Here is a 17,957-nt window from a genome sequence, read left to right on the forward strand (position 1 = left end):
CGCGAATACGCTACCCCGCGTCACTGATCGTCCAGTAGTGCCTCGCCGTTTCGAATACCCATGGGTCACCGGCCACACTCTGGCACCGAGATTTTGGGTGCAACCTCGTCGACCAGTGGCTGAACAGGCACGCGGGCTGCATCAGGCGCCGTCGGTTCGGAAAGGCGGAAGCTCAATTCTCCGCTCTGACCAGGCGGGATCACCACTTGAACCTCAAAGGTGGGATGGCCACGTTCTGATCCAGTGAATACCTGGACGCGTTCGCCGTTCGAGAGAGCACTTTCCAACGTTGCTCCGCTCGTTGCAAGCAGTTTGACCGATGTCAGCATCGAACCGCTCGGCAATTGGATCGGCAAGCTCGGGTCGAGCCCGCCCGTCCCGGCGACATAACTGGGGAGCGGAGTAGAGGGTGCGTCATTTTGCAGTCGCACGCTGACCGTCGATTTCCGGCTTTCTCCGCTGCATCCGTCAGCCACGTACTCGATCTCGCGTTTTAGGTAGTAGTCCATCTTGTTGCCGCCGAGGTTGTTCAGAACTACGGCGGCGTAGGGTGCGTCGTCATCCGGAACGATATGTGCCAAAGGCGTCTGCTCCAGCAATTCCTGTTCGGCGGGCACTGCGCTCCATACCGCGATGCGACTCTGGCTTACGGATTTACCGAGCGCCTCCAGTAGCGCCTTGGGCGATCCGGTGGACCCTGTCACCTTCTTGACTACTTCGCTGGCGATGTCCTGCAGATAGCGCTTTCGCGCCGCCTGATCGGTGGGAAAGCGAGCGTAGGCGGTCGATTCGGTCAGCTCGACGACGTTGTCTTTGGTCACCTGCTCGCCGTCGGGCATGGTCACCGGGCCCACCGCGCCGAGGATGTAGCTGAGGGCGAATGGATCGAGGGCTATGACACCGTCGACATTCATGCCGGTCTGTTGGGCCCACATGGACTTCCAGATCTGCGCCGCATACGGGAAGTGCGGACTCAAGTTGCTATTACGGAAGTCGCCGAATGGGTTGGCGTAGCCGTAGTTTTGGTTGAACTCAGCTCCCAGGTCGATAGGCGTGAAGGGCTTGTCCAACTCGGTATTGGCGCCGAGCGTATCGACGGTCGCCACGCCGTTGTCGAATCGCAGGACTCCGAAACCGCCCAGCAGGCCCCCGGTGCCGCGCGCCTCCGCGTTGGTCTGGAACGCCATGAAGTAAGAACGCGGACCGTCGACGCCCATCATCGGCGGGACCAGCTGCGAGGCCACCGCCGTATTCTCCAGCAGCCCGGTGATCTGAGCCGTCTGCTCCTGCAGCTGTGTACGCGCGTCAGAGAGTGTCGACACGTATCGAGGATCCGAGATTGCCTGCGCCTCGCTGTTCAGCCGGGTCGCGGCCTCAGCCAAGGAGGTCAGATTTGGCTCCTCCGAGCGCAGCAACGCGACGTCGACCCGGCTGCCATCCACCAGCCGATCGGGCGACAACGCCGTGCCGGCTTGCGCCGCGGGCTTGAGAACGTCGTTGGCCAGGCCGAGGACCACATCGGAAATCTGCTGGCCGGTGCGGAAGGGGCTGCCCACCCACGGGATGGCCGAGGTGACCGTCCAGGGTAGTGAGTGCGTCGCGTCGCTCGCCACCTGCGCGTGATGCTGGGCGTGATCGACAAATCGGGATGCCGCCTCGGAATCACCCTGCTGCAGAGCATCTTTGGCCTGCTGGGCGTTGCTGCGCGCTTGCTCCAGGGCGGCCTTGGCGTCCAGCCCGCTCTTGGCGAGCCATCCCAGAAAAGCAACCACGATGGCCACGGCCACCAGTCCGCCGATAAAGAGGGCTCGGCGGTGTCGTTTCAGCCGGGAGCGCGCGTCTTCAAGCCTTCCGCGGTGTTCTTTCCCTGACAATTCATTGTCGTCATCATCGACGGAATCAACGTTGGGCACTCAGCGCGCTTTCTACACAGATCGGCGCGGACCCACTGAGTGGATCCGCGCCGATGAGATCAGCTTCTGGGCAGAGCTCAAAATCAGGCGCAACCACGCCCGACGGAGAAGGTCGTGGTGCCATACGGGCCCACCCGCAGCGATGCGCCGAAGACACAGGCCTCCAGGTTGAGGTTCTGGGTGAACCAGCCGTACAGCGGCTTCAAGAATCCGGGCACCAGGCTCAGCGGCTGGAAGGTGAGGACCGGCGAGCTCGGCGGGGGAGTCGGGTTGGCGGTGCCGAACCACCAGAGGTTGTTCTGGAAGATGCCGCGGATGGCCTGCTCGGGGGTGGGCAGCGCATTCGCTTGGGCTTGACTGACGATAAGCGCGGCAGCGCCTTCGCATGAGTCGCCCGTCACCGTCACGCACTCGTCACCGCCGCCAAGCTGCCCGCCAAGGGCGCCGGCGGCGCTGAACGGGGCCTGCGACGGGCCGGCATGGGCAACGGTAACCGGCGTGAGCGTTGCTGCGGCGGCCAGTGCGCCAGCCGCCAGGCCCATGCTCACCTTGCGCGAAACTGCGGACATTTCTCCCCCTTGGATGGGCCTTTGAGTTGCGCAAAGCATGTCAGACTGGGAACGTCCTGTCAACACGTTTTCGCAGGTTGTATGGCTGCATCGCCGTATCTGGCAACTGTTTGTGGGCTCCGCGTGCGCGCAATCGATTGCCGTCAAAAATTGACCACGCAACTGTCGCAAACGGCTGTTGTGAGCCTTTAGTCGCGTTCAAGCCACGCCCCTTTGAAAGTTTGCTGACAGAGTGCGAGCTCGAGGCGGTCTTCGAGTTAGCTGTGATTGCAGCCACACGTCGTGTTGTGGCGCCGCGTGGGCCGGTTTGTCGAGTATGGGGACTCCTAGTGCCGTGGCAGCCATCGGCTCGGAATCTGGCTCCGCGGTAGCCGTTATTGCACCTTGCCGTCGAGTGGTGGTGGGGTCATCCGGATATTGACGTTGCTGTTCATTTACCGTCGGGGCGTGTCGCATGGCTGCCAAGGTGTCCCGGCGTTCGCGCGGGGGCCGAATTGGCAACGGCCGACCGTGCGATCAGGCCCTGCGTGACCACGCCGATGACGCCGCGTGACCGGGCCGAGGCCTCAGTCCACGACCACGGTCGCGGCCACCGCGCGATGGTCTGAACCCGCCACCGCAACGGCTCGGATCGCCGTCACGGTCGCCTTGCGGGTCAGCACATGATCGAGCCCCAACATCGGTGGGATACCCCGGCGGCGTAGATGGTTGGGGTAGGTACGTATCCGCCCGGCACCGGCCTGCGCGGCACCGCTGCGGTAACCGCCCCTGCCCAACAGGCGGCGGAACTCCACGACATCGGGGGTCGCATTGAGATCGCCGCCCGCGATCACCGGTCCCGTCGCCGGCAGCTCGCGCAGCGTCGGGCCGAGCCGCACGATATCGGCGCGCCAGGACGGGAACGCCGACCGCGGTGGCGGCATGTGGGTGGAGATGAACGTCGGCTCGGAATCGGTGCCCGGCAGGCGCACCCGTGCCCACAACAATCCCCGGGTGAAGGTCCCGTCGGCGCCGGACGCCGTGATCGGGTAGCGGCTCCATATCCCGACCCCGGCCGCGCGATCCTTCGGTCGCTGTTCGCAGTGCGGAAAGTCCTGTGCCAGTGCGCTTGACAGCGCCTCGGCCAGCTTCGGGGTCAGCTCCTGGACGGCGATCACATCGGCATGTTCACGGGCCAGCCGGGCCACGGCGTCCGCCTCGGCCTTGCCGAGCAACAGATTCGCCGAGACGAACCGCACCGGCACACCGCCCTCGGGACGAGGGCTGCGTCCCCGCAGTGGGAGCAGAAAGGCGATGGCCGCCGCGGTCGCGACGGCGGCCACGGCCGCCGGCACCCAGTGCCGGCCGAGTGCGAACATGACGGCCGCCGCCGGCGCGCCGAGCATCAGATACGGCGATAATGCCGCCGTCGCGAGCAGTAGCCGACCTGCGGCAGGCACCGACCGTGCCACCGCGGCGACCGCCGCGCACGCCAGCAACAGCGAGCCGACTATCAGCGTCATCTGGTGAAGGGCTACTGGCGGATATCGTCGCGGCGGGGCCGGGGACTACGGCTTGACGTAGGTGACCAGGCTGACGTCGAGCGCCTCGTCGACGTAGTAGTACTGGCAGCCGGTGAGGTAGCGCATGTAGTCGTTGTAGTGCTGCTCGCCGGCCGCGGCGATGGCTTGGTCCTTGTTGTGCTCCAGGCGCGCGGCCCAGATGCCCAGGGTCTTGATGTAGTGATTGCGCAGTGACAGCACCTCGGGCACGGTGAAGCCGGCCTTCTCGCCGTGCTCCACCAGCATCTTTGTGCTCGGGATCCGGCCACCGGGGAAGATCACCTCGGCCATGAACTTGGCGAACCGGGCCAGCTCGAAGGTGAGCTTCTTGCCGCGCGCGCGCAGATCGTCGGGGTGGTACCCGCAGCTGCTCTGGATCGTCATGCGGCCACCCGAGGGCAGAATGTCGAAGCTGTTCTTGAAGAACTCGTCGAAGCGCTCGAAACCGAAGTGTTCGATGGCCTCGATCGACACGATGGCGTCGACGGGAGAGTGGAACTGCTCCCAGCCTTCCAGCCGGACATCGAAGGTGCGCTCGGACTCGACGGCGCCGAGCAGCTGGTTGCAGTACGCCTGCTGGTTCTTGCTCAGCGTCAGACCGATGACGTTGACGTCGTACTTCTCCATGGCGCGCTGCAGTGTGAGTCCCCAGCCGCAGCCGACTTCCAACAACGTCTGGCCAGGCTGGAGGTTCAGCCGGTCCAGGTGCTGGTCCACGTTGGCGATCTGGGCCTCGGACAGCGTGACGCTGGGGCCGGTGAAGTAGGCACTGCTGTACTTACGCGTCGGGTCCTGGAAGACGCCGAAGAAATCGTCGGACAGATCGTAATGAGCCTGGATTTCCTCGAAATGCGGCCGCATGTCCGTGGTGCCGCTCGACTTGTCAGACATAGAGGTGGCCTGCCCTTCTCGGTGGGTTCCGACTACGCCGTCCACCACATCACGGGTGCCCACTTGTGTGGGCACCCTACTCGCCGGGGATGCGGTCCTTCGGGACCCCCGCAGCGTGTCTCAACAAAACGGATATGGATCACCATCGCGCCGTTGCTCATGGCGATCCTGCTTTCCCCGACTCTATCGTCCGTGACACCCCATCCCGTGCGGATGGGGGATATGTGTCCGGTGTTGCGCCGTGCGGACGTCATTGCGGAAAAGGGTTGCCGCATCCCGATTTCGCGCCTGAAACGCAGGTGAAGAGCAAATTGGCCACACCGTCAGTGGCTTTGCTGAAATGGCGCACGGTTGGCGCGACAAGTCGATTGACCTGCTCTGCCACGTTTCGCTATTCAGGAGTCGCGGTGCCCGGTGGGGCGCGGGGCACGTTTGCCCAGTGTGCGTTTGATCTTGATTTTCAACAGCTTTGGCCGTGCGCACGCTTTGCGCACGTCTCACTTGACCATCGTGAATTGGTTGACGTCGATGTAGCCGGTCCGAAAACCGTTCGCGCAGCCGGTGAGGTACTTCATGTAGCGCTGGTAGACCTCTTCGGACTGGATCTCGACCGCTTGATCATGGTGCGCCTCGAGTGCCTCCGCCCACAGGTCGAGCGTGCGTGCATAGTGCGGCTGCAGCGACTGGCGTCTGGTCACCGTGAAGCCGGCGGGCAGCGCATGCTCCTCGACCTTCTCGATCGAGGGCAGCCGTCCGCCGGGGAAGATCTCGGTGAGGATGAACTTCACGAACCGGGCGATCTCGAAGGTCAGCGGGATACCTTCGTCGATCATCTGCTGAAAGGGCTTGCCGCAGATGGTGTGTAGCAGCATGACGCCATCGTCGGGCAGCACGTTGTAGGCCATCTCGAAGAAGGCGTCATACCGTTCGAAGCCGAAGTGCTCGAACGCACCGATCGACACGATGCGGTCGACTGGCTCGTCGAACTCTTCCCAGCCCTTGAGGTACACCCGCTTGTCCCTGGTGGAAGCCGATTTGTCGAACTCGGCCTCCACATGGGCTTTCTGGTTCTCGCTGAGCGTCAACCCGATGACGTTGACGTCGTAGCGCTCCAGTGCGCGCGTCATGGTCGCGCCCCAGCCGCAGCCGACGTCGAGCAGCGTCATGCCGGGCTCGAGTCCCAACTTGCCCAACGACAAATCGATCTTGGCCAATTGGGCCTCGTGCAACGTCATATCGTCGCGCTCGAAGTAGGCGCAGCTGTATGTCCTGGTCGGATCCAGGAACAGCGCGAAAAAATCGTCAGACAGGTCGTAATGCGCCTGTACATCCGAGAAATGCGGTTCGAGCTTCTTGCGTCCGGTCAATTTTGTATCCCCACAACGACCTGCCAAGTCCCCCCGGATCATCATCGACCCGGCCCTTGCGGCGACTCTACGCGTTGTAGATGATAAGGCCGAGCTTATGCGGAAAAGTTTGCTTTGAGTGTGCCGACGATGTCGTCCCAGAGCGGTTCGGGCAGTTCGTGGCCCATCCCGTCGAAAAGCACCAGCCTTGCTCCGGGAATTGCCCGCGCGATGGCCCGGCCACCGGACGGTCGCATCAATTTGTCTGCCTTGCCGTGGATGACCACCGTCGGTGCGGTGATCTGTCGGTCATAGGCAAGCAGGCTGCCGCTGCCCATGATCGCCGCGAACTGCCTGCCGATCCCGGCCGGGTAGTAGGAACGTTCGTAGCTTTCGGCGGCCTCGGCCCGTAGCTGTTCGTCGGATTTGGGATACCCGGGGCTGCCGATGATCTTCGAGACGCGAACGGTATTGGCGATCACGCCCTCGCGGCTGGTGTCGTCGGGCTTGGACAGCAGTGTCAGCAGTTGGCGCGGGCCCGGCGGCGGCAGGAACGCCTGGTTGTTGCTGGAGAAGATGACAGCCAGCGAGCGGGTACGCCTGGCATGCCGGGCGGCGAACACCTGGGCGATCATGCCGCCCATGGATGCCCCGACGATATTGGCGCGCTCGATGCCGAGTTGATCCAGCAGCGCGGCCGCATCATCGGCCATGTCCTCGAGGGTGTAGCCGGCCGGGCTCTTCATGCCCGCCAGTGAACGGGCCATCCGCGGGACCAGGGGCGCACCGCTGCGGGCGTGCGGCAGCTTCGACGAGAGCCCGACATCGCGGTTGTCGAACCGGATGACGCGCAGCCCCTCATCCACCAACTTCTGGCAGAACTCTTTGCGCCACAACACCATCTGTGCGCCGAGGCCCATGATCAGCAACACCGCGGGATGGTCCGGGTCTCCCATGTCGTCGTAGACGATGTCCAGCTCGCCCGCGCGCGCGACACCCGTACGGATCTGCATACCTGCCCTCCAGTTCGCCCGCGCGCGCAATGCGGCGAGCGTCGATGCCGTTTCGGCGGTGGAATTTCGGTGCTAGCTGTCCAGCTCGTCGGAATGCTCGCGGCTGACCTCGACCATGAAGTTGGCGAAGTAACCGGTCAGCTGCGGGTCGCTCATCATCTGCCAGCGCGGCGCCAGCAGTTTCATGTAGCGCTCGACGTAGAGAAACTGCTTGCCGATCAGCACCAGCTCGCGCGGCAGCTTCACGTCATAGGCGTCGGCCAGCGTGGACAGCTGCTTGCCGATCTCGGCGTAGCTCAGATCGCCCAGCGAGGACATGGTCAGCGGGGTGGCGAACTTTTCCAGATCCTTGGCCGCCTGGGCCTCGGGTTTGACGGTGCCGACCGCGCCCATCAACACGACGATCTTTCCCGCCGCGGCATGGTCCTTCTTGACCAGCAGCGCGTAGACCAGCTCGCGCAGCAGCCACCGGGTCCGCGGATCGATGCGGCCCATGATGCCGAAGTCGAAGAACACGATCTTGCCGGCATCGTCGACGTAGAGGTTGCCGGCGTGCAGGTCGCCGTGGAACAGGCCGTGGCGCAAACCACCCTCGAACACGCTGAACAACAGCGCCTTGACCAGCTGTTCGCCGTCGAAGCCCTGCTTGCGGATGGCCGCGACATCATCGATGCGGGTGCCCTGGATGCGCTCCATGGTGAGCACTCGCTCACTGGTCAGATCCCAATAGACCTGCGCGACGCGGATGTTCTCACCCAGCGGGGAGGCGTGCATATGGGCCACCCAGGCGTCCATCGACTGGGCCTCCAGCCGGAAGTCGAGCTCCTCGGCCAGATTATCGGCGAAGTCGGCGACCACGTCTTGCGCCGACAACCGCTGACCGAGCTTGGCGAACTCCACCAGCCGGGCGCCGCGCTTGAGGATCTGCAGATCGGCGGCGACCCGACGCCGGATTCCCGGGCGCTGGATCTTGACCACGACCTCCTCGCCGCTGTGCAACGTCGCATAGTGCACCTGGGCTATCGAGGCCGACGCGAACGGCTTCTCGTCGAAGGACTTGAACAGGTTCTGCGGCTCGTCGCCCAGTTCTTCCTTGAACAGTTTGTGCACCGCCGCCGAATCGGCGGGCGGGACCCGGTCCAGCAGGCCGCGGAACTCCCGGCTGAGGTGCTCGCCGAAGGCGCCCGGGCTGGAGGCGATGATCTGACCGAACTTGACATAGGTGGGGCCAAGGTCGGCGAATGTCTGCGGAATCTGCGTGATGACCTTTTGTTGCAAAGACCCCTTACGCAGCAGGCTGCGGGCGACACGGGCACCGGTGCGGGTGACCTGCCAGCCCGTCGCGCCGACGCGGGCGGCCTCCACCGGCAACGGCACCCGGTCCAGCCGGGCTCCTTCTCGGTGTTGGGTACTCATCTCTGCAGTGTCTCAAAACCGGCGGTAGCGGTGAAAACACGGGTGGTCCACGTCACACGAAGGCACGCTCCACCTGGTCACGGCTGAGCTCGGGATCGCTGCCGGGCACATAACGGGGCTCGGTGTGCGCCACGGTGGTGCCACCGGCCACCCGTCGCTGGGCCTGGCGGAACTCGGGGGCGGCGCCGGCCGCGGTGTGCAGACCGTTGATCACCGACCAGACGATGGCGCGCCGCCCCGCCCGCTCGATGGGGTTGGGATCGGTGTGCCCGATGAGCTGTTTGGCCCACCGCGGCATGGTGTCGCGGATGGCCCAGTCGACCGCGCTCTGCGGCATCGGCAGATTGGGTCCGGTGGCCATCGCCGCCCCGTGGGTGAGTGCCAGTCGGGGGAGGTAGGAGTGCAGGCATTCCAGCGTCTCGGCCTTCGTGGTGGGCAGGTCGCTGCCGCCCAGTGCGTGCCCGACCCTGGTGAACTCGCCGTAGTAGCGGTCGAGCTTCTTGCCCCGCAACGGATTCGGATGATAGAGCTCGTGGGCGGTGGCCAACCCCCACGCCACGGTGGCGTAGTTCCAGCGCAACCACTCGGGATCGTCGGCGTCGTAGGTGGCGCCGTCGGGCCGGGTGCCCTTGATGGTGTGGTGCATGGCACGCACGGTCCGCGAGACGCGTTCGGCGGTCTCGGTGTTGCCGTAGGCGGTGCCGATGAAGAAGGCGATCGAGTGGCCGAGCCGGATCGCGGCGCCCTTGGGGTCGATGACAGGGACGGCGGTGCCGTCGGCCTCGCGCTTGACCAGCCGTGAATGGTGCATCCCCATCCAGTAGATGGACGGGTCGAGCCGTTCCAGATATGCCGCGCACTGAAGGCCGAAGATCAGTGCCTCGGTATGGGAGTGCACGTGCCAGACGGCGCTGCCGGGACCGAACCAGCCCGGATCGCCCTCGGGGCCGGCGAACTCCAGGCCCTTGAAGAAGTGCCTGCGAAAGGTCTTGTCGTACCGGCCCTGCAGGCCTTGCTCCAGCACCTGGTGCGGCATGTCCACGGGTGAGCCCCTTTCTGGTCACGGCTGTAGCCAGAATACATTTTGGATACGGGCGTGACCAGATTTAGTCTGGACGGATGACTCGGTGGGCGGGCGTCGCACTGACCGACCGGCGCGCGGAACGTCGCGCGCTGTTGATCGACGCCGCCTACGCGCTGTTCGGGACGGGCGGCGAGGCCGCGCTGACGGTGCGCTCGGTATGCCGGGAAAGCGCGCTGAACACCCGCTACTTCTACGAGAGCTTCGCCGATATCGGGGAGCTGCTGGGCGCGGTGTTCGACAAGGTCGCCGGGGAGCTCGGCGCGGTGGTCGACGTCGAGATGGCGGCGGCGGGCGGCTCGCTGAGTGCCCGCACCCGGGCGGGTGTCGCGGCGGTACTCGGCTTCAGCTCCGCCGATCCGCGCCGCGGCCGCGTGCTGTTCACCGACGCCCGCGCCAACCCGGTGCTCACCGCCCGGCGCGCCGCCCTGCAGGATCAGCTCCTCGACGCGGTCCTCGCCGAGGGGGCGCGGCTGCACCCGGGTTCGGATCCCGTCGCCACCCGCGTCGGCGCGGCCATGTACACCGGCGCGATGGCCGAGCTCGCCCAGCAGTGGCTCTCCGGCACGCTCGGCGAGGATCTGGACGTCGTCGTCGACGCCGCGGTCCGGTTCTTCTGAGCCCTCGCCGTGCCGAGAGTGACGCAATGGTTGCTCCGGGGTGGACATCCGCGACCATTGCGTCACTCTCGTGCCGGTATGGATCCGTCCGAGTCGCCGCTGCGTCCAAGCAGGTGTGCGCATTCCATTCGACGGGGGCGCCGCGATGGCGAGCGGCGCGCTGACCCGCGGGCAACTTCGGCACCGCTATCGACCACTACTGCGCGGCGTCCACATCCCGCGCAGTCATCTCCCGACACTGCGCGAGCGCATCGACGCCGCGCTGCTCGCCGTCCCGGACGGTGTGATCGGCGGGGCCGCGGCCGCCGCCCTGCACGGTGCGCGATGGGTCTCCGACACCGAGCCGGTCGAGGTGTTCGCCCAGTGTCGGCACCAAGTTGGCCTGGTGATCCGCAAGGACCTCCTGCCCGCCGCCGAGATCGCGACCGTCGGCGGCATCCCGGTCACGACGCGTGAGCGCACCGCTTTCGACCTCGCACGCCGGTTTCGGCGCAGTACCGCGATCGGCCGGCTGGATGCCCTCATGCGGGATGCCCCCTACCGGATCGAGGACGTCCTGGCGTTGGCCCAGTCGCATCCCGGCGTCCGAGGCCTCGTGCAACTCCGCGAGATCCTGCCGTACGTCGACGGTGGTGCCGAATCGCCGCGGGAGAGCTGGCTCCGGCTGCTCTTCATCGATGCCGGACTGCCAAGGCCGAGAACGCAATTCGTTGTGCGCACCATCGAAGGGCGCTACATCAGGCGGCTCGACATGGTCTGGGAGGACTACCGGGTGGGCGCCGAGTACGACGGTGAGCAGCATCTGAGTGACCGCACGGTCTATGCCCGCGACGTGTGGGTGGGCCGCGAACTGCAGCGCGCGGGGTGGCGCCTCATCCGCGTCATCAAGGAGGATCGCCCGAGCGACATCGTCGGCCACGCCAGGGCGGCCCTGGAGTCACGCGGTTGGTCCGGCGCCGCGGGGCGAAAGTAACGTTGTGGTCGCTTTGGAAGGCGCGGGAACGACCATCACGTCACTCTCGGCAGATGACTAAGACGCCCAAACTCTCAATCAGGGAAAACTCAGTACTTCTGAATCTCGACGCAGGTGGCTAGCGTCGACGATATGGCCGATGTCGTGATCTGCAGCCCGTTGCGCACCCCGGTCGGGAGGATGGCGGGTGCCCTGTCCGCGCTCACCGCCGCCGAACTGGCGACGCACACGCTGCGCGCGCTGATCGAGCGCACCGGCCTGACCGCGATCGACGACGTCGTCCTCGGCAACGGTTACGCCAACGGGGAGGCGCCGGCGTTGGGTCGCATCGCCGCGCTCGACGCCGGGCTGGGCATCGACGTGCCCGGGCTGCAGATCGACCGGCGCTGCGGATCCGGCTTGCAGGCGGTGCTGTATGCGGCGGGCCAGGTGGCCACCGGTGCGGCGAGCGTGGTCGTGGCGGGCGGGGCGGAGTCCATGTCCAACGTCGAGCACTACGCGGTGGGCCTGCGCACCGGTGTCCGGCAAGGCGCAATTGCCCTGCAGGACAGGCTCGACAGGGCTCGCGAGACCGCAGGCGGCAGATCGCACCCGATAGCCGGCGGCATGATCGAGACGGCCGAGAACCTGCGCCGCGAGTACGACATCACCCGGCAGGCGCAGGACGAACTGGCGCTGCGGTCCCATCAGCGCGCCATCGCCGCCCACGACGCGGGCCGCTTCGCCGATGAGCTGATCCCGGTTACGGTGCCCGGCCGCCGGGGCAAACCCAACGTGATCGTCGACCGCGACGAACATCCGCGGGCCGATATCGATCTCGACGCGCTCGCGGCGCTGCGGGCCGTGCGCACCGAACTGGATCCCGATTCGACGGTCACGGCGGCCAACGCGTCGGGCCAGAACGACGGCGCCGCCATGTGCGTGGTCACCACCACCGCTGACGCCGAACGACTCGGCCTCGCCCCGCTGCTTCGGCTGCGGTCCTGGGCGGTGACGGGGTGCCGCCCCGAGGCCATGGGCATCGGCCCGGTCGGCGCCACCGCGGCCGCGCTGGAACGCGCCGGTACGACCCTCGACGATATCGACCTCATCGAACTCAACGAGGCGTTCGCCGCGCAGGTACTCGCGGTGCTGGCGAAATGGAAGATCGACGCCACCGATGATCGGTTGAACCCCAACGGATCCGGTATCTCGCTCGGGCATCCCGTCGGCGCGACCGGTGCCCGCATCCTGGCGACCGCGGCGTACGAAGCGCGCCGTCGCGGTGCGCGATACGTGCTGGAAACCATGTGCATCGGCGGCGGACAGGGTCTGGCCGCGGTCTTCGAGGCCATCCGATGACCGCCGTCGAGGTCGACGTGGTCGTCTCTGGGCAACCCGACGGCCCGGTCGTCGTGCTGTCCAACTCGCTGGGTTCCACGCACCGCATGTGGGATCCGCAACTGGCACAGCTGGAAGAGCGGTTCCGGGTGGTGCGCTATGACACCCGCGGCCACGGGGCGTCCCCGGTGCCGGCCGGTCCCTACACCATCGACGATCTGGCCGACGACCTGATCGCGCTGCTGGACCGGCTCGGCGTCGAGAAGGCCGCACTGGTCGGGTTGTCGCTGGGTGGGATGACGGCCATGCGGGTCGCCGCCCGTAACCCGGACCGGGTCGACCGGATGGCGCTGCTGTGCACGGGCGCCGAACTGGCGCCGGCCACCGCTGGTTCACCCCGGTCTACCTGTCGGCCAATCCGCAGATCCGAGACGGCTACGTCCACATGGTCGCCGAGACACCGGCCGAAGGGTACGCGGGCTGCTGCGAGGCCATCGCGAGCCTCGATCTACGGCAACAACTTTCGAGTATCACAGCACCGACACTGGCGATCGCGGGCGCGGATGATCCGGCCACTCCGCCCGCCAAACTGGAAGAGATCGTCGCGGCGATCCCCGGTGCGACGCTGCTGCTCGTGCCTGATGCCGCCCACCTCGCCAATGCCGAACAACCAGGAGCGGTCACCGACGCCCTCCTCGACCACCTGGAGCAACGATGACCCTGAACAAGGTGATACCCAGTGCGGCCGCGGCGGTCGCCGATATCCCCGACGGCGCCGGCCTCGCGGTCGGCGGGTTCGGCCTGGCCGGAATCCCGTGGTTCCTGATCGACGCGCTGCTGGAACAGGGCGCCACCGACCTGACCGTCGTGAGCAACAACTGCGGTGTCGACGGCGGCGGACTCGGCCTGCTGTTGGAAGCGCACCGGATCACCAGGGTCATCGCCTCCTATGTCGGTGAGAACAAGGAGTTCGCCCGGCAGTACCTGGCCGGTGAACTGACCGTCGAGCTGACCCCGCAGGGCACCCTGGCCGAACGGATGCGCGCCGGTGGCAGCGGAATCGGCGCCTTCTTCACCCCGACCGGTGTGGGGACGTTGGTGGCCGACGGTGGGCTGCCGTGGCGCTATCACCCCGACGGCAGTGTCGCGATCGCCTCACCGCCCAAGGAGGTCCGCACCTTCGGCGGTAAGCAGATGCTGCTCGAAGAGTCCATCGTCACCGACTATGCGTTGGTGCGCGCGGCCGTGGCGGACAAGGCGGGCAACTGCGTATTCCACGCGGCAGCGCGCAATTTCAACCCTCCGGCCGCCATGGCGGGGCGGATCACGGTGGTCGAAGCCGAACGCGTCGTCGAGGTCGGCGAGCTCCATCCCGACGAGGTACACCTGCCGGGGATCTTCGTGCAGCGCGTCGTCGAACTGACACCGGAGCAGGCCGCCCACAAGAGCATCGAGAAGCGCACGACCCGCGCCCGGCCGAACGCAGAGGAGATCGCGCGATGAGCTGGACCCGCGACCGGATGGCCGCCCGCGCCGCCCTCGAGCTGCGTGACGGCGACTACGTCAACCTCGGGATCGGGCTGCCGACGCTGATACCCGACCACCTGCCCGCGGGTTCGGATGTCACCCTGCACGCCGAGAACGGCATCCTGGGCGTTGGACCGTTCCCCTATGACGACGAGGTCGACCCAGACCTGGTGAATGCCGGCAAGCAGACCGTCTCGGTGGTCGCCGGTGCCTCGTTCTTCGACTCGTCGACCAGTTTCGCCATGATCCGCGGCGGGCATGTCGACGTGGCGGTGCTCGGCGGCATGCAGGTGGCGGCCAACGGTGACCTGGCCAACTGGATGGTCCCCGGATCGATGGTCAAGGGCATGGGCGGGGCGATGGATCTGGTCAGCGGCGCCGAACGGGTCATCGTCCTGATGGACCATGTCACCAAAGCCGGTGCGGCCAAACTCGTTTCGGCCTGTGACCTTCCGCTCACCGGTAAGGCCGTGGTGAGCCGGGTGATCACCGAACTCGGGGTGTTCGACGTGACGGGCACCGGATTCGCCGTCGTGGAACTCGCCGACGGTGTCAGCATCGATGATGTGGTGGCCAGGACCGGGGCGCCGGTGCTGTTGCGAGGAGTGTCAATCACCTCCCATTGAGAGGTCTAGCATCTCGATATGGAGTTGCGTCACCTCCGGTACTTCCGGGCGGTCGCCGAGGAGCTGCACTTCGGCCGGGCTGCCGAACGGCTGCACATGGCCCAACCGCCGCTGTCTCAACAGATTCGGGCCCTCGAACGTGAGCTCGGGGTGCAACTGTTCATCCGCAGCACCCGCCGGGTGGAACTGACCGCGGCCGGCCGGGCCTATCTGCGTCGCGTGATCGCGCTGCTCGACGGTGTCGACGACGCCGGTCGGCAGGTCCGCCGCATCGAACAGGGGACCGAGGGCCAGCTGACCATCGGATGTGTCGGTTCGGCGACGTATTCGCTGCTGCCGCAGTTCGTCCGAACATTGCGCGCCGAACTGCCGCTGGTCGACGTGAACGTCCGCGGCGAGATGCTGGCGCCGGCCCAACTGTCCGCGCTGGCGGCGCAGGAGATCGATATCGCCCTGGTGCGGCCACCGGTGGATCTGCCCGGTATGCGGGCCACCGTGCTGCGCCGGGACCGGTTGCTCGTCGCGCTACCGCTGGGTCACCCGCTGGCCGAGCGCGACACGCTCACCATCGCCGACCTGCGGGATGAGGAGTTCATCGCCCACGTCGGACAGGGCCGTTCGGTGATGGGTGAGGTGATCACCGGGCTGTCCTCGGCCGCCGGCTACCGCCCCCGAATACGCCAGGAGGTCGCCGAAACCTCGACGCTGGTGACCCTGGTCGCCGCGGGACTGGGCGTCGCGCTCGTGCCCGCGCCAACGGCGGCCCTGGACCTCGGCGGTATCACCTATCGGCCGATCGAACCCGCCGACCTCGGTGTCGATCTCATGGTCGCCCATGCCGCCGACGCCACACCGCTGGTCGACCGCGCGGTCGGGGTGTTGCGTGGCATCGCGGCTGGTCCGGCACTGCGCGAGAGTGACGCTGTGGTCGCTGACGGACGTTCCGGTACGACCACAGCGTCACTCTCGGCACACTAAGAGACCGCTTCCTTGCCCCACGGGGTCAGCCACGGCGTCGGCTCCCAACCCTCAAGCCCGGCCAGCAGCTCGTAGAGCGTGGCACCGTCGATGCTCTCCCGGATGATGTCGCCCTGACCGGCGTGCCGGGCCAGCTCCTCGATCATGTGGAAGATCACCCAGCGCACCGACCATGCCGCGACATCCTTGGGGAACCACGGCACCTCCTGCGGAACCGGCACCGCCGCAGCCAAATCCGCGCTCTCGATGAGTCGGATGGTCTCGGCGTTCTGCTCGTCGAAGGCCGACAGGATCCCGGCAAGGGTCTCGTCCGCGCGCATCACGAATTCGTCGGCGTACTCGGCCTGCAACTCCGCCATCGGGCGATCGTCGGCCGCGGGCGGCTGCGGAGCCGCCGCCACTCGCAGCATCCAACTCCGCTGACAACTGGTGACGTGCTTGATCAGTCCGCCGATCGACAACGCGCTGACACTGGGTGCGGATCGCGCCTGCTCGTCGGTCAGACCGAAGGCGATCGCCCGGAAGGCGTATTGCTGGGCGGCGACGTACTCCTTGAGTGCGGCGCGCTCGTCGGCGACGGGAGGGGGCATGGCAGGCATCTCAGTTCTCCTTCTTGGTGTGGGTGAAAAGATCTCGTAGCAGACAGATTTCGGCACCGTGGTGGATCAGCTCACGGTTGATGTGCAGCACCAGCGCGGCCATCGGGTACTCCGCGTACGGCCCCTCGGCGGGACCGCAGGGGCGCTGCAACTCCGCATCGGACAGGGCCCGCACCCCGGCCGTCCACCGCGCCTTCTCCTCGTCGAGCTGGACAAGGGCAGCCGCCGCATCGGTGGCGTACGGCCAGGTCTGGTAGTCGGCGGGTGGGCCACCGAAATGAGAATGACTCCGCATGGCCAGCACGCCGATGATCACATGAGCCATCCGCCACGCGATCGTCGTGAACGGAGCCGGCTCGGGCTGCGGATACGCGAAATCCACCCGGCCGTCGGGATGGACCGTCCAGCAGTCCGGTACCGGTGCCCAGAGGTACTCCTCGTCGGTGAGGCCGGTCAGCCTCGGTCGCAGCTGGTTATCCCAGTGGAAGTCCAGCTGATCGGCCAACAGTTCGGTGTTCATGGCTCAAAGGCTCTCACCCGTATAGGACAGTTTCGGTCCTATGAATGGGGCAGCATGGGGGGCATGAGTACCGCCCGCGTCCTGCAGCTGCTCGGCCTGCTGCAGTCACGTCGCGTCTGGACCTCCGAGGAGCTGGCCGAACGCCTCGAGGTCACCACCCGCAGTGTGCGCCGAGATGTCGAGCGGCTGCGCGAACTCGGCTACCCGGTGCACGCCAGCAAGGGCCACGGCGGGGGCTACCAACTGGGTGCAGGGGCCGCGATGCCGCCGCTGCTGCTGGACCCCGACGAGGCCGTCGCGATGGCCGTCTGCCTGCGGTTGGCCGCCGGCGGGAGCGTGGCCGGTGTGGGGGAGTCCGCGTTGCGTGCGCTTTCCAAGCTCGACCAGGTCATGCCGTCGCGGCTGCGCTCGCAGGTCGCCGCGGTACACGAAAGCACGGTCACCCTGACCCCGACGCGCAGCGACGCCCCCGTCGACCCCGAGGTGCTGATGACGCTGGCCCGGGCCTGCCGCGACCACGAACACGTCGGCTGCGGGTACACCGATATCCGCGGCGCCACCTCACAACGCCGTCTCGAGCCCTACCAACTGGTGACCACCGGACGGCGTTGGTACCTGCTGGCCTTCGACAGGGACAAGCGGGAGTGGCGCAGCCTGCGCCTGGACCGGATGGACACCGTTCGGGCGATGGGCAGCACCTTCACCGCGCGTCCGTCCCCCGACGCCGCCCAGTACGTCCAACGCGCCATCACCAGCTCGCCCTACCGCTATATCGCCAGGGTGCGCTACCACGCGTCGCGTGATGTTGTGGCACAGACCTTCTCGTCGGCCTCGGTGCACATCGAACCCGACGGTGACCAGGCCTGCATCCTGACCACCGGCGCCGACGATCCGCGGGTGATGGCGCTCTATCTGGCCATGCCCGGATGCGAGTTCGAGGTGCTCGAACCACCGGAAGTCGCCGACGCCGTGCGGACCGCGGCCGAACTGCTGCAGCGGGCGGGTACCCGAACGTAGGGTGCGG

18 protein-coding genes and 1 pseudogene are annotated in these 17,957 nt (G+C 66.6%); 9 read left to right on the forward strand and 10 right to left on the reverse strand.

Features of this window, described 5'->3' with window-relative positions; genetic code table 11:
* Positions 1-65: 65 nt before the first annotated feature.
* The 8 genes from FBY28_RS17970 to FBY28_RS18005 all read right to left on the reverse strand — a co-directional run bounded on the left by FBY28_RS17970 (position 66) and on the right by FBY28_RS18005 (position 9,725).
* A complete protein-coding gene (locus FBY28_RS17970) occupies positions 66-1,913 on the reverse strand; it encodes a DUF4012 domain-containing protein (protein ID WP_216847788.1) in 1,848 nt (615 codons plus the stop codon).
* Positions 1,914-1,996: 83 nt separating this feature from the next.
* Positions 1,997-2,482 (reverse strand): hypothetical protein, encoded by a 486-nt coding sequence (locus FBY28_RS17975; RefSeq protein ID WP_141868752.1) that lies wholly within the window; start codon positions 2,480-2,482, stop codon positions 1,997-1,999.
* A gap of 566 nt (positions 2,483-3,048) precedes the next feature.
* A complete protein-coding gene (locus FBY28_RS17980) occupies positions 3,049-3,984 on the reverse strand; it encodes an endonuclease/exonuclease/phosphatase family protein (protein WP_141868753.1) in 936 nt (311 codons plus the stop codon).
* A 45-nt stretch (positions 3,985-4,029) separates the two neighbouring features.
* Positions 4,030-4,914 carry a cyclopropane mycolic acid synthase family methyltransferase gene (locus FBY28_RS17985; RefSeq protein WP_141868754.1) on the reverse strand — a complete coding sequence of 295 codons (885 nt, stop codon included), beginning with the start codon at positions 4,912-4,914 and terminating at the stop codon, positions 4,030-4,032.
* 497 nt (positions 4,915-5,411) lie between these two features.
* Positions 5,412-6,281 carry a cyclopropane mycolic acid synthase family methyltransferase gene (locus FBY28_RS17990; RefSeq protein WP_174241675.1) on the reverse strand — a complete coding sequence of 290 codons (870 nt, stop codon included), beginning with the start codon at positions 6,279-6,281 and terminating at the stop codon, positions 5,412-5,414.
* A gap of 95 nt (positions 6,282-6,376) precedes the next feature.
* Positions 6,377-7,273: an alpha/beta fold hydrolase gene (locus tag FBY28_RS17995; protein ID WP_141868756.1), complete on the reverse strand. Its 897-nt coding sequence runs from the start codon at positions 7,271-7,273 to the stop codon at positions 6,377-6,379.
* 72 nt (positions 7,274-7,345) lie between these two features.
* Positions 7,346-8,689, reverse strand: a complete 1,344-nt coding sequence (locus FBY28_RS18000; RefSeq protein WP_141868757.1) for an ABC1 kinase family protein — start codon at positions 8,687-8,689, stop codon at positions 7,346-7,348.
* A 52-nt stretch (positions 8,690-8,741) separates the two neighbouring features.
* Positions 8,742-9,725 carry an oxygenase MpaB family protein gene (locus FBY28_RS18005; protein ID WP_286178507.1) on the reverse strand — a complete coding sequence of 328 codons (984 nt, stop codon included), beginning with the start codon at positions 9,723-9,725 and terminating at the stop codon, positions 8,742-8,744.
* Between the two features lie 83 nt (positions 9,726-9,808).
* Here FBY28_RS18005 and FBY28_RS18010 point away from each other — a divergent pair, with 83 nt between their 5' ends.
* From FBY28_RS18010 to FBY28_RS18040, 8 genes and pseudogenes are all read left to right on the forward strand, one after another.
* Positions 9,809-10,390, forward strand: a complete 582-nt coding sequence (locus FBY28_RS18010; RefSeq protein WP_141868759.1) for a TetR/AcrR family transcriptional regulator — start codon at positions 9,809-9,811, stop codon at positions 10,388-10,390.
* A 115-nt stretch (positions 10,391-10,505) separates the two neighbouring features.
* Positions 10,506-11,363, forward strand: a complete 858-nt coding sequence (locus FBY28_RS18015; protein WP_216847789.1) for a type IV toxin-antitoxin system AbiEi family antitoxin — start codon at positions 10,506-10,508, stop codon at positions 11,361-11,363.
* A 132-nt stretch (positions 11,364-11,495) separates the two neighbouring features.
* Positions 11,496-12,704 (forward strand): acetyl-CoA C-acetyltransferase, encoded by a 1,209-nt coding sequence (locus FBY28_RS18020; protein ID WP_141868760.1) that lies wholly within the window; start codon positions 11,496-11,498, stop codon positions 12,702-12,704.
* Between the two features lie 86 nt (positions 12,705-12,790).
* Positions 12,791-13,222 (forward strand): annotated as a pseudogene (locus FBY28_RS26435) (alpha/beta fold hydrolase); the annotation flags it as partial.
* A complete protein-coding gene (locus FBY28_RS26245; protein ID WP_353618556.1) occupies positions 13,129-13,401 on the forward strand; it encodes an alpha/beta fold hydrolase in 273 nt (90 codons plus the stop codon). The pseudogene FBY28_RS26435 and the gene FBY28_RS26245, both read left to right, overlap by 94 nt.
* A gap of 2 nt (positions 13,402-13,403) precedes the next feature.
* Positions 13,404-14,186, forward strand: coding sequence for a CoA transferase subunit A (locus tag FBY28_RS18030; RefSeq protein WP_286178508.1), 783 nt, complete (start codon positions 13,404-13,406; stop codon positions 14,184-14,186).
* Positions 14,183-14,836, forward strand: coding sequence for a 3-oxoacid CoA-transferase subunit B (locus FBY28_RS18035; protein WP_141868762.1), 654 nt, complete (start codon positions 14,183-14,185; stop codon positions 14,834-14,836). The genes FBY28_RS18030 and FBY28_RS18035 overlap by 4 nt, the downstream gene beginning before the upstream one ends.
* An 18-nt stretch (positions 14,837-14,854) precedes the next feature.
* Positions 14,855-15,814: a LysR substrate-binding domain-containing protein gene (locus FBY28_RS18040; protein WP_141868763.1), complete on the forward strand. Its 960-nt coding sequence runs from the start codon at positions 14,855-14,857 to the stop codon at positions 15,812-15,814.
* On the opposite strand, the gene FBY28_RS18045 is transcribed toward FBY28_RS18040, so the two are convergent.
* A complete protein-coding gene (locus FBY28_RS18045) occupies positions 15,811-16,413 on the reverse strand; it encodes a DinB family protein (RefSeq protein ID WP_141868764.1) in 603 nt (200 codons plus the stop codon). The genes FBY28_RS18040 and FBY28_RS18045 overlap by 4 nt on opposite strands.
* 1 nt (position 16,414) lies before the next feature.
* Positions 16,415-16,933, reverse strand: coding sequence for a DinB family protein (locus FBY28_RS18050; RefSeq protein ID WP_141868765.1), 519 nt, complete (start codon positions 16,931-16,933; stop codon positions 16,415-16,417).
* A 63-nt stretch (positions 16,934-16,996) separates the two neighbouring features.
* On the opposite strand from FBY28_RS18050, the gene FBY28_RS18055 reads away from it, so the two are divergent.
* Positions 16,997-17,950 (forward strand): helix-turn-helix transcriptional regulator, encoded by a 954-nt coding sequence (locus FBY28_RS18055; RefSeq protein ID WP_141868766.1) that lies wholly within the window; start codon positions 16,997-16,999, stop codon positions 17,948-17,950.
* Positions 17,951-17,957: the final 7 nt, after the last annotated feature.

Source organism: Arthrobacter sp. SLBN-53 (genome assembly GCF_006715585.1).
Taxonomy (GTDB): Bacteria; Actinomycetota; Actinomycetes; order Mycobacteriales; family Mycobacteriaceae; genus Mycobacterium; species Mycobacterium neoaurum_A.

Excerpts from the sequence above, each read along its gene's own strand:
- FBY28_RS18040 (WP_141868763.1), top strand. The coding sequence starts at position 14,855 with ATGGAGTTGCGTCACCTCCGGTACTTCCGGGCGGTCGCCGAGGAGCTG.
- FBY28_RS18020 (WP_141868760.1), top strand. The coding sequence starts at position 11,496 with ATGGCCGATGTCGTGATCTGCAGCCCGTTGCGCACCCCGGTCGGGAGG.
- FBY28_RS18035 (WP_141868762.1), top strand. The coding sequence starts at position 14,183 with ATGAGCTGGACCCGCGACCGGATGGCCGCCCGCGCCGCCCTCGAGCTG.
- FBY28_RS17985 (WP_141868754.1), bottom strand. The coding sequence starts at position 4,914 with ATGTCTGACAAGTCGAGCGGCACCACGGACATGCGGCCGCATTTCGAG.
- FBY28_RS18005 (WP_286178507.1), bottom strand. The coding sequence starts at position 9,725 with ATGCCGCACCAGGTGCTGGAGCAAGGCCTGCAGGGCCGGTACGACAAG.
- FBY28_RS18050 (WP_141868765.1), bottom strand. The coding sequence starts at position 16,933 with ATGAACACCGAACTGTTGGCCGATCAGCTGGACTTCCACTGGGATAAC.
- FBY28_RS18055 (WP_141868766.1), top strand. The coding sequence starts at position 16,997 with ATGAGTACCGCCCGCGTCCTGCAGCTGCTCGGCCTGCTGCAGTCACGT.
- FBY28_RS17995 (WP_141868756.1), bottom strand. The coding sequence starts at position 7,273 with ATGCAGATCCGTACGGGTGTCGCGCGCGCGGGCGAGCTGGACATCGTC.
- FBY28_RS18010 (WP_141868759.1), top strand. The coding sequence starts at position 9,809 with ATGACTCGGTGGGCGGGCGTCGCACTGACCGACCGGCGCGCGGAACGT.
- FBY28_RS17975 (WP_141868752.1), bottom strand. The coding sequence starts at position 2,482 with ATGTCCGCAGTTTCGCGCAAGGTGAGCATGGGCCTGGCGGCTGGCGCA.
- FBY28_RS26245 (WP_353618556.1), top strand. The coding sequence starts at position 13,129 with ATGGTCGCCGAGACACCGGCCGAAGGGTACGCGGGCTGCTGCGAGGCC.
- FBY28_RS18045 (WP_141868764.1), bottom strand. The coding sequence starts at position 16,413 with ATGCCTGCCATGCCCCCTCCCGTCGCCGACGAGCGCGCCGCACTCAAG.
- FBY28_RS18000 (WP_141868757.1), bottom strand. The coding sequence starts at position 8,689 with ATGAGTACCCAACACCGAGAAGGAGCCCGGCTGGACCGGGTGCCGTTG.
- FBY28_RS17980 (WP_141868753.1), bottom strand. The coding sequence starts at position 3,984 with ATGACGCTGATAGTCGGCTCGCTGTTGCTGGCGTGCGCGGCGGTCGCC.